Source organism: Mesorhizobium sp. M5C.F.Ca.IN.020.29.1.1 (assembly GCF_003997375.1).
Lineage (GTDB): Bacteria > Pseudomonadota > Alphaproteobacteria > Rhizobiales > Rhizobiaceae > Mesorhizobium > Mesorhizobium wenxiniae.
In genome coordinates, this window is the sequence record NZ_RZSW01000216.1 from 1 (window position 1) to 9,745 (window position 9,745).

The following is a 9,745-nucleotide window of genomic DNA, read 5'->3' on the forward strand; positions in this document are numbered from 1 at the left end:
GCATGATCTTGTCCGAAAAGTCTGCAACTTTTCGGGATCAGGCTCTAGAGCGCCGCCTGCCAAGCGTCAAGGCGAGGGGTCAGCCCTTCGGCGCGGGCGCCGGTTCGGGCTTGACCTTCGGAGTTTCCTGCGCCGTGTTGGATTCGATCGGCGGCAGGCCCTTCAGCAGTTTCTGCTGTAACGCGGCGAGCACGTCGGGATCCGGCTTCAGGTCGCGGGCCTGGTTCCACTGGAAGGTGGCTTCCAGCCTGCGGCCGACGCGCCAATAGGCATCGCCGAGGTGATCGTTCAGCACCGGATCTTCCGGCTTCAGCGACACGGCACGCTCCATTTCGCGCACAGCGTCTTCAAACCTGCCCAGGCGGAAATAGGCCCAGCCCAGCGAATCGACGATGTAGCCGTCGCTCGGCCTGAGGTCGACGGCCTTCTGGATCATCTGAAGGCCTTCCTCGAGGTTGATGTTCATGTCCACCCAGGAATAGCCGAGATAGTTCAGAACCTGCGGCTGGTCGGGGAACATTTCCAGCGCCTTGCGGAAATTCGGCTCGGCCTTCGGCCACTCCTTCAGCCGCTCATAGGCGATGCCGCGCTGGTAGAAAATGTTCCAGTCGGCGCGGGTCGGGGTCTTCAGCATCGCTACCGCCTTGTCATAGAGACCGGCCGCGGAGCGGAAATCCTCCTTCGAGGCATAGACGCCACCGAGCGCCTGATAGGCGCGCATGTCGTCGGGATGCGCTTCGACGAGGGCCTTCAAATGGGCGATGGCCTCATCATAGCGGTCGAGATCGGCAAGGTTGAGGCCGAGCTGCAGTTCCGAAAGCGGCTTCAGCGGCGAACTGGCCGGGATGCGGCGATAGAAGGCGATGGCGCCCTCGCCGTCCTTCAACTGCTCGGAAACGGCGGCGAGTTGGACAAGGGCCGCGTCGCTGTCGGGCCGCAGTGCCAGGGCATATTGCAGATAGAGGCGGACGAACGGCTCGCCGCCACCGCGATTGAGCGCGGTGGCGAGATCGAGCAGTATTTCCGAGGCGCCGTCGGAGGGGCCGGCAACGAAGGGTTCGACCTTCTCGCCCTTGGTGATCCTGTCGCGAAGCGCTGATATCTCGACCTTGCCGGGTGCAAATGCCTCGGCCTGATCGAGCACGGACAGCGCCTTGTCTTTGTCGCCCTTGCGGGCAAGGAAGGAGGCATAGGCCTGCGCATTCCGCATCCAGGTTTCGGGCGCGGCGCTACCGGTCGCGGTGTCCTGCAAGGTGGCGGCGTAGATCGCGTCCGCCTTTTCGGGCAGGCCCGACGCATCGGCGATCAGCGCGCGATGGAAGGATTTGAAGAGGCCGAACCAGTCCGGACCCTGCAGCCTGTCGATGGAGGCCATGGCCTCGCTGGGGTTGCCGGCGCCCTGCTTGGCCCAGCCGGTCATGACGCCGGAGATCAGCCGGTCGAGGTCGGATTCGAGCGAAAGCTTGAGCCAGTACTCAGCCTTGGTGAAATCCTTTTTGTGAAAGGAACCGACGGCCAGCGCTAGGCGCGAGAACCGCTCGACGTCGGGAACCGTCTTGAGCTTGTCGGCATAGACCAGCGATTCTTCGAAGCGCCCTTGCGCGATCAGCGACAGCATCAGGCTTTGCTGCAACGAGGTATCACCGGGAGCAAAGGCGAGCGCCTGCTTGTAGTAGGCGATGGCGCTGTCGAGATCATTGTCGCCTTCGGCGACCCGCGCGGCAAGATAGGCGCCCGAGAACGACGTGATATTGACTGGCTCGGTGGTCTCTTTGGCATAGGCAGGCAAACCGGAGATCGCCATGCCCGTCACAATTGCCAGCCCTGTCAGCCAGCGCGCACATCCTTGCCGCATCGTATCCCTTTCAGTCAAAGCCATGGCCGCGTCAGCGGGATCGCCGTAGACTCGATCTTTTCCAGGCAAAGCATGGCCTTTTTGGGGTCATGCTTCAACCCGGCCGAATTCACAATCGGTCATGCGATCAATAACCAAGCTAGGAGCGCCAACTGCGACCGTCCAGCGCGCTTCGTTGAAGATTTCTGCGGCAGGCCGGATTTCTGTATACAGGTATCCCCATATTCGCTTGAACGCGCTGCACAGGCCGGCCCTCCACGATGCGTGAAATTCACGGTTTCCCCGAAGGTCTTGCCTCCAGCGACTGCATCGCCACGGCAATCAGAGCGTGCAGCCGCTCTTTAGGCACACCGTCGCGTGCCTGCACCGAGAGACCAAACAGAACCGTGGTGTAGTAATCACCCAGGACCTCCGGGTCCGTGTCCGGTTTGAGTTCCCCGTCCCGAATGCCCTTTCTCAGGCGTTCGACAATGAGTGTATTGCGCGCCCGGCGACGCTCAGCCAGCCAGCGCAGCACACCATCGTTTTCAACGGCGCAGTTGGTCGCCGCCGAGACTACCATGCAGCCCTGCGGCAAATCCGGCCTGGTATAGACTTCGATTGCATCGCGCAGCAACCGCTCGACAAACCGCCGAGCGGTCGGCTCCTCGGCAAGGGCCCGGGTGGCGAAGCTTCCTTCCCTGGTTTCGTAAAGAACGACAGCTTCCCGAAACAGGTTCTCCTTCGAGCCGAAGGCGGCATAGATACGCGGCGAGGCCAGACCAAGCGCCGACACGAGATCGGCCATCGAGGTGCCCTCATAGCCGCGCGTCCAGAAGGCGTCGCGGGCCTTCTCGAGCGCTTGGTCCCGATCGAACTCCCTTGGCCTTCCCGCCATTGCGGCCTCCATTTTTTATCAATCAACAAATAATCCGCTTGACTTCGGATTGCAAACTTAATTCTTTGTCGATCGATAAAGAATCATCAGCATGGAGATTGACATGAGTTCACTCGATCAAGGCGCACCGTTCGGCGCCGCGGCAACAGGAGGAGTCGGCGCGAAGCGCGGCGCCACGCTGGCATTGCTCGCCTTCGCGCAGCTTATCATCGCACTCGACCTCAACATCGTCTTCGTGGCGTTGCCGGAAATCGGCGCGGGGCTAGGCTTTTCGGGCCAGACCCTGCAATGGGTGGTCAGCGCCTACACCGTATTCACCGGCGGCTTCCTGCTGTTCGGTGGCCGCGCCGCCGACCTGATCGGCCAGCGCCGGATCTTCATCTTCGCGCTCTGGCTCTATGCGCTTTCGTCCCTGGTCGGCGGCTTCGCTTGGTCGCCGGAAATCATCATCGCGGCCCGTGCGGTGCAAGGCATCGGCGCCGCGTTCCTGTTCCCGGCCACGCTGTCACTGATCAATCGCCTGTTTGCCGAGGGGCCGGAACGCAACCGGGCGCTTGCGGTCTGGGGCGGCGCCGGAGCGAGTGGCCTGACGCTCGGCTCGCTGGCGGGAGGGCTTCTCACCAGCGCGTTCGGCTGGCCATCCGTCTTCTATGTCAACGTGTTTTTGGCTGGGATCGCCATCATCGCGGCTTTCGCCATCATTCCGCGTGACGGCAAGCGGCATGAACATCGCAGCTTCGATCTGCCGGGCGCGCTAACCGTCACTGCCGGTGCGACCCTGCTTGTCTTCACGCTGGTTCAGGGGCCCGAATATGGCTGGGGGTCGGCCGCCATCGTCTTCAGCGCTGCACTGGCGACATTCTTCCTGATCGCCCTCGCAGCGATAGAGGCAAGGAGCGCCGACCCGCTGATGCCGCTGCGCCTGTTCCACAACCGCAGCCTCGTCGCCGGCATGACGATCACCTTCCTCTTCATGGGGACTTTCGGCGCCCTGCCCTACTTCCTCACCGTGCTTTTACAGAACGTGCATGGCTTCACCGCCTTGCAGGCCGGCCTGGCGTTCCTGGTGCCATCAGTCGCCATCGCGGCCGGCACGCAGGTCGGCGAACGTCTGGCAACGCGTTTTTCGACGCGCGCCACGCTGGTTGGCGGCATGGTCATCGGCGCGATCGGGACGGCCTTGATGGTATCAGGTGCAAACGCCGACAGCAGCTATCTATCCCTCGTACCCGGCCTGATCATCTCCGGAGTCGGACAAGGCATCGTCTGGACCGCGATGTGGATCGCCGCCGCTTCGGGTGTTTCCCATGACGAGCAGGGTGTCGCGTCGGGGATGGCCTCCACCATGCTCAATGTCGGCAATGCGATCGGCATGGCGGTGTTGATCGCGATTGCCAACCGCAATGTCGGCGGATTGACAGGTGATGCCTTGAAGATCGCTGTCGCCGACGGCATCCAGGTCGCCTTCTGGCTCGCTGCTGCAGGCATCGTTTTCAGCCTGCTCGCTGCAATGGTCCTTCCGGGGAAACCAAAATGACGTGCGGACGCCGTGCCGGCCAAATATCGGCGATGCCTCTCAGTTCACCCGGCTGATGCAGAAATCGATGACGTCGATCAGCGCCGATTTCTGCGGCGTCGCTTCGAGCGGCGCCAGCGCGTCGCGGGCGATCTCGCCGAAATGGCCGGCGCGCCCGATCGTGTCGGCGATCGCGCCGTGGCGGGTCATCAATCCGATCGCCTTCTCCAGCCCGGTGTCGTCGGTGACATTGTCCTCGATGGCGCGCTTCCAGAAGGAGCGTTCCGCCTTGGTGCCGCGCCGGTAGGCGAGGATCACCGGCAGCGTCACCTTGCCTTCGCGAAAGTCGTCGCCGACATTCTTGCCCAGATCCTTGCTGGTGCCGCCATAATCCAGCGCATCGTCGATCAGCTGGAAGGCAAGGCCGAGATTCATGCCATAGGAGCGCAGCGCCGCGCGATCGTTGCGCGTAGCCTGGGCGATGACCGGACCGACCTCGGCGGCGGCCGAGAACAGGGCCGCGGTCTTGGCCTTGATCACCGCGAAATGCTCATCCTCCGTGGTTTCGAGGTTCTTGGCGGCGGCGAGTTGCATCACCTCGCCCTCAGCAATGATCGAGGCGGCGCTGGACAGGATGTCGAGCGCTTCCAGCGAACCGACATCGACCATCATGCGGAAAGCCTGGCCAAGCAGGAAATCGCCGACCAGCACGCTCGCCTGGTTGCCCCAGATCATACGGGCGGTCTTCTTGCCGCGCCGCATGCCGCTCTCGTCGACGACATCGTCGTGGAGGAGCGTGGCGGTGTGCATGAACTCGACTGATGTAGCGAGCTTGACGTGGCCCTCGCCGGAATAGCCGAACATCTGGGCCGAGGCGAGCGTCAGCATCGGCCTCAGCCGCTTGCCACCGGAAGAGATCAGGTGGTTGGCAATCTCCGGGATCATCTCGACGTCGGAACCGGCCTTCGACAGGATCAATTTGTTGACACGCCCCATATCGGTCGACGTCAGGTCGATGAGATCCTTTATGGAGGCGGCTTCGCGCTTCCCGTTTTCGATGTTGAGAACGACACCCACCACAAACACTCCCGTCCAGAAGTCACGCGCACGACGGCACCCCGATCCCGCGGCAGACTCTAGGGCGGTACCCACGGGCACGGCAAGAGGCGAATTGGCGCGGTCGAGGCTGGCGTCCGGAGCCACCCACATTTACATAAACGCTGCAACCTGCGAGTTTCGCCCGATGATAGAGCTTATCCGCACCAACGATGCCGTGATCATTTCCTTTGTCGAATCGCTGATGCGCGATGCCGGCATCGGCTGTTTCGTCGCCGACCAGAACATGAGCGTGCTCGACGGTTCGATCGGCATCCTGCCCAGGCGCATCCTGGTTGACGCCGACCAAGCCGATGCGGCGCGGCGCATCCTGACGGATGCCGGCATCGCCAACGAGATCCGCCAGACATAATGTCCGCGGCGCGCGCCACCCTTGTCCAGGACACGCCGGCCCATACGGTCGATGCCTTCCATCGCGGGCGGTTCTGGCTGGTGCAGCCGAAACAAGCCGGCCATCGCGCCGGCATGGACGCCATGATGCTGGCCGCTGCCGTGCCCTCCTCCTTCGCCGGGCGCCTTGCCGATTTCGGCGCGGGCGCTGGCGCCGCAGGCCTGGCCGTGCTGTCGCGCTGCCCTGATGCCGAGGCCGTGCTCATCGAACGGTCTCCGGAAATGGCAGCCTTCGCCGCAACGACGCTTGCCCATCCCGGCAATGCGCATCTCAACGACCGCGCCTCGGTGCTCGCCGCGGACGTTGCGCTGTCGGGCCAAGCGCGAACAGCCACTGGGCTTGCCGACAACTCCTTCGATTTCGTCATCATGAACCCGCCCTTCAACGCCGCCGAGGATCGCGCCACGCCCGACGCGCTCAGGAAGGCGGCGCATGTCATGGAGGATCGGCTGTTCGACAGCTGGATCCGAAGTGCGGCTGCCGTGGTCAGGCCGCGCGGCGGTCTTGCCGTGATTGCCAGGCCCGATCAGCTCGGCGCCATTCTCGATGCGATATCAGGCCGCTTCGGCGACGCCGAGATGCTGGCCGTCCACCCTCGCCCCGAAGCAGCGGCGATCCGCATCGTCGTCAGGGCAATACTCGGCTCACGCGGAAAACTGTCGATCCGCCCGCCGCTGATGCTGCATGCGCGATCGGGCGACGGACCAACGGAGCGGACCGAGATGATCAATAACGGGCTGGCTTCGCTGTTCGGCGACTGAGCCTTTTCTACCAGCAAGCGGCGCGGGCATTGCCGTTGGCCGGCGAATCCCTACATGCCTTCAAGCCAATTGACCGGAGACCCCGTGAAACGCTTCCTAAACCGCCTGCTGCCGAAATCCTGGCGCTCCGACATGGTCGTTATTCCTGTTATCCGGCTGCACGGTACGATCATGCCCGGCGGCGGCCAGTTCCGGCCGAGCCTGTCGCTCGCGTCCACTGCCGGCCCTATCGAGAAGGCGTTTTCCTTCGATGCGCCCGTGGTCGCCATTTCGATCAATTCGCCAGGCGGCTCGCCAGTGCAGTCGCGGCTGATCTTCAGACGCATCCGCGATCTGGCGACCGAGAAGAACAAAAAGGTTCTGGTCTTCGTCGAGGACGTGGCGGCTTCGGGCGGCTACATGATAGCGATTGCCGGCGACGAGATCTTTGCCGATCCGTCCTCCATCGTCGGTTCGATCGGCGTGGTGTCGGCCTCGTTCGGCTTTCCCGAGCTGTTGAAGAAGATCGGCGTCGAGCGCCGCGTCCATACTGCCGGCCAGAACAAGGCGGTGCTCGATCCGTTCAAGCCCGAGAAGAAGGAAGATATCGAACGGCTGAAGGCGCTGCAGCTCGATGTCCACGAGACCTTTATCGATCTCGTCAAGGACCGGCGCGGCCCTAAGCTCAAGGACGACTCGGACCTGTTCACCGGCCTGTTCTGGACCGGTAAGAAGGGGCTGGAGCTCGGCCTTGTCGATGCGCTCGGCGATATGCGCAGCGTGCTGAAGACCCGTTTCGGGCCAAAGACCCAGCTCAAACTGATCACGGCGCCGCGCGGCCTGTTCGGCCGGTTCGGCTGGTTCGGCTCGAGCAGAGCGGGTTTTTCGGCGCCCGAGATCGCCGCGGCTGCCGCAAGCAGCGTGATCGATGCGGCGGAAGAGCGCGCATTATGGGCGCGCTTCGGGCTTTGAAAAGCCGGTAAAAGCGTTTAGCTTGAAAGCTTGACCGACCCGACCGGCCGCCGCAGTCGGCCTTGTGAGGGAGGAGTTTGACATGCCACAGATCATTTTCTTCATCACCGTCGGCCTGCTCGCCTATTTCGGCTATCGCTCCTTCGTCAGGGAAGCCGAGCGCGTGACGGCCAAGATACGGCGCACCGAAAAGCAGGCTACCAACGGCACAATGGGCACGTTGGTCAAGGACCCGAAGACCGGCGAATACCGGCTGGCCAAGGACTGACATCATCCCCCTCGCGACTGACCCCGTGGAATCCGGCATCACTGTCCGGGCGTGGCATGCGCACGCCAAGATAAATCTCGCGCTGCACGTCACCGGCAGGCGCGCCGACGGCTATCACATGATCGAGAGCCTGGCGGTGTTCACGCGCTTCGGCGACAGGATCGAGATCGAACTTGCCGACACCGACCGGTTTTCCGCGTCGGGCCGATACGTCTCCGCGGTCCCGCTCGACGACAGCAACCTAGCCGTCAAAGCGCGCGACGCGCTGCGAAAGCAGGCCGGTCCGGCGCAAACGCCGCCGGTCGCCATCAGGCTCGAAAAGAACCTGCCGGTCGCATCCGGCGTCGGCGGCGGGTCGAGCGACGCCGCAACGGTGTTGCGCGGGCTCGCTGAGATATGGAGGCTGGATCTCGACGACGCCGAACTGGCGCGGATCGGCCTCTCGCTGGGCGCCGACGTTCCCATGTGCCTTGCGGCAAAGCCGCTGATCGCGCTCGGCATTGGCGAAGAGTTGTCGGCCGTGCCGGGCTTTCCGGCATTCGGGCTGGTCCTCGTCAATCCCGGCACCGCCGTCTCCACGGCCGAGGTGTTCAATGCCCTTTCTGATCGCCACAATGAGGGCCTGCCGCCGCTGCCGCGCGACCTCGACTTCCACAGCATCCGCAACTGGCTGGAGATTACGCGCAACGATCTCGAGCCCGCGGCGCGGGCAATCCAACCCGCCATCGGCAAGGCGCTTTCGGTGCTCAACAAGGCTGGAGCGGGGTTCACCCGGATGTCGGGTTCCGGGGCGACCTGCTTCGGGCTGTTTGAGACTGGCAATGTCGCCAAGCGCGCGGCCGTCGATATCCGCAGCCGCCATCCCGACTGGTTCGTCGCCGCAACGCGAACCATGACATCTGAGGCTGACACGCATGGCCAGGATTGACGAGAGCCGTTCCTTCATTCCCGTGCGCATCGCGGTGCTGACCGTTTCCGATACGCGCAGCCTCGCCGACGACAAATCCGGCCAGACGCTGGCCGACCGCATCGTGGAGACCGGCCATTTACTGGCCGCCCGCGACATCGTCACCGACGACCGCGAGAAAATTCGAGACAAGGTTCTGGGCTGGTCGAGGGACGAAGCGATCGATGTCGTCATCACCACCGGCGGCACCGGCTTTACCGGTCGCGATGTGACGCCGGAGGCGCTGGAGCCGATCTTCGAAAAGCGCATGGACGGCTTTTCCGAAGTGTTCCACCGCATTTCCTACGACAAGATCGGCACTTCGACGATCCAGAGTCGGGCGACCGGCGGCGTCGTCAACGCGACCTTCGTTTTCGTGCTGCCGGGTTCGCCCGGCGCCTGCAAGGACGCCTGGGACGGCATTTTGAAGCCGCAGCTCGACTACCGGCACATGCCCTGCAACTTCGTCGAGATCATGCCGCGCTTGGACGAACATCTGCGGCGCGGCGGGACCAAGACAAGTTAGGCCAAGCTCCCAAGGCTGTTTCGGGGCCAGAATCAGCGAATAACCGGCTCGCCGTGGAACCGCCGGCGCGAGGGCGGCGAAACGCCGAAGCCGACTTCCATCATCAGCCGCGGCTTGCGCGTCGGCACTGTGCCCATGTGGAAGCCGAAGGGATCCTCGACAAAGCCCAAACCTGCCTCGCCGGTCAGCATAATCGGGCTCTGCGCGCCGTAGACGTTCAGAACCTCTTCCGCGGGATGGCCGACGAGGAGCGTCAATTGGTGCCTGAGGGCGCGGCGGTTGTGGCTGCCGCGGACATAGACATGCGGACCAGTCTCGGCATCGACCGGATTGAGATAGAAGAAGAATTTCAGCATCCGCCAATCGTCGAGATCGAAGTGGTATTTGCCAAGCGACGCCAGGTTCTTCTCGGCGTCGGAGACAGAGCTCGTCGGAAAGCTCCACCAGACGCGCGTGGTGATCAGCTTCGCCTGGCTGCCGAGGTAATGGGCGGCGATGTCGAGAAGCAGCGGATCGCGCTGCACGGTAAGCGCAGCAT

The 9,745-nt window shown here is 63.4% G+C and carries 10 protein-coding genes and 1 pseudogene; 7 read left to right on the forward strand and 4 right to left on the reverse strand.

What is annotated here, in order from left to right; all coding sequences use genetic code 11:
* Positions 1-79: 79 nt before the first annotated feature.
* Positions 80-1,855, reverse strand: a complete 1,776-nt coding sequence (locus EOA85_RS18195) for a tetratricopeptide repeat protein (protein WP_127210652.1) — start codon at positions 1,853-1,855, stop codon at positions 80-82.
* A gap of 271 nt (positions 1,856-2,126) precedes the next feature.
* Positions 2,127-2,732 (reverse strand): TetR/AcrR family transcriptional regulator, encoded by a 606-nt coding sequence (locus EOA85_RS18200; protein WP_127210646.1) that lies wholly within the window; start codon positions 2,730-2,732, stop codon positions 2,127-2,129.
* A 103-nt stretch (positions 2,733-2,835) separates the two neighbouring features.
* On the opposite strand from EOA85_RS18200, the gene EOA85_RS18205 reads away from it, so the two are divergent.
* Positions 2,836-4,269 (forward strand): MFS transporter, encoded by a 1,434-nt coding sequence (locus tag EOA85_RS18205; RefSeq protein ID WP_245485843.1) that lies wholly within the window; start codon positions 2,836-2,838, stop codon positions 4,267-4,269.
* 39 nt (positions 4,270-4,308) lie between these two features.
* Here the strand turns inward: EOA85_RS18205 and EOA85_RS18210 are convergent, their stop codons facing one another.
* On the reverse strand, positions 4,309-5,325 hold the full coding sequence (locus EOA85_RS18210; RefSeq protein WP_029355543.1) for a polyprenyl synthetase family protein: 1,017 nt from the start codon (positions 5,323-5,325) through the stop codon (positions 4,309-4,311).
* 166 nt (positions 5,326-5,491) lie between these two features.
* Here EOA85_RS18210 and EOA85_RS18215 point away from each other — a divergent pair, with 166 nt between their 5' ends.
* The 6 genes from EOA85_RS18215 (at position 5,492) to moaB (ending at position 9,207) form a co-directional block, all read left to right on the forward strand.
* Positions 5,492-5,716, forward strand: coding sequence for a DUF2007 domain-containing protein (locus EOA85_RS18215; RefSeq protein WP_029355541.1), 225 nt, complete (start codon positions 5,492-5,494; stop codon positions 5,714-5,716).
* Entirely contained in the window at positions 5,716-6,516 is an 801-nt protein-coding gene (locus EOA85_RS18220; protein ID WP_127210648.1) for a methyltransferase, read from the forward strand. Before EOA85_RS18215 ends, EOA85_RS18220 begins: the two co-directional genes overlap by 1 nt.
* Before the next feature lie 84 nt (positions 6,517-6,600).
* Positions 6,601-7,467: a S49 family peptidase gene (locus tag EOA85_RS18225; RefSeq protein WP_127210649.1), complete on the forward strand. Its 867-nt coding sequence runs from the start codon at positions 6,601-6,603 to the stop codon at positions 7,465-7,467.
* A gap of 82 nt (positions 7,468-7,549) precedes the next feature.
* A complete protein-coding gene (locus EOA85_RS18230) occupies positions 7,550-7,735 on the forward strand; it encodes a hypothetical protein (RefSeq protein ID WP_065006190.1) in 186 nt (61 codons plus the stop codon).
* 25 nt (positions 7,736-7,760) lie between these two features.
* On the forward strand, positions 7,761-8,663 hold the full coding sequence (locus EOA85_RS18235) for a 4-(cytidine 5'-diphospho)-2-C-methyl-D-erythritol kinase (protein WP_127210650.1): 903 nt from the start codon (positions 7,761-7,763) through the stop codon (positions 8,661-8,663).
* Entirely contained in the window at positions 8,650-9,207 is a 558-nt protein-coding gene (gene moaB, locus EOA85_RS18240; RefSeq protein WP_127210651.1) for a molybdenum cofactor biosynthesis protein B, read from the forward strand. The genes EOA85_RS18235 and moaB overlap by 14 nt, the downstream gene beginning before the upstream one ends.
* A 32-nt stretch (positions 9,208-9,239) precedes the next feature.
* Here moaB and EOA85_RS18245 read toward each other — a convergent pair.
* A pseudogene (locus EOA85_RS18245) lies at positions 9,240-9,745 on the reverse strand (hypothetical protein); the annotation flags it as partial.

Excerpts from the sequence above, each read along its gene's own strand:
- EOA85_RS18195 (WP_127210652.1), bottom strand. The coding sequence starts at position 1,855 with ATGCGGCAAGGATGTGCGCGCTGGCTGACAGGGCTGGCAATTGTGACG.
- EOA85_RS18200 (WP_127210646.1), bottom strand. The coding sequence starts at position 2,732 with ATGGCGGGAAGGCCAAGGGAGTTCGATCGGGACCAAGCGCTCGAGAAG.
- EOA85_RS18205 (WP_245485843.1), top strand. The coding sequence starts at position 2,836 with ATGAGTTCACTCGATCAAGGCGCACCGTTCGGCGCCGCGGCAACAGGA.
- EOA85_RS18215 (WP_029355541.1), top strand. The coding sequence starts at position 5,492 with ATGATAGAGCTTATCCGCACCAACGATGCCGTGATCATTTCCTTTGTC.
- EOA85_RS18220 (WP_127210648.1), top strand. The coding sequence starts at position 5,716 with ATGTCCGCGGCGCGCGCCACCCTTGTCCAGGACACGCCGGCCCATACG.
- EOA85_RS18230 (WP_065006190.1), top strand. The coding sequence starts at position 7,550 with ATGCCACAGATCATTTTCTTCATCACCGTCGGCCTGCTCGCCTATTTC.
- moaB (WP_127210651.1), top strand. The coding sequence starts at position 8,650 with ATGGCCAGGATTGACGAGAGCCGTTCCTTCATTCCCGTGCGCATCGCG.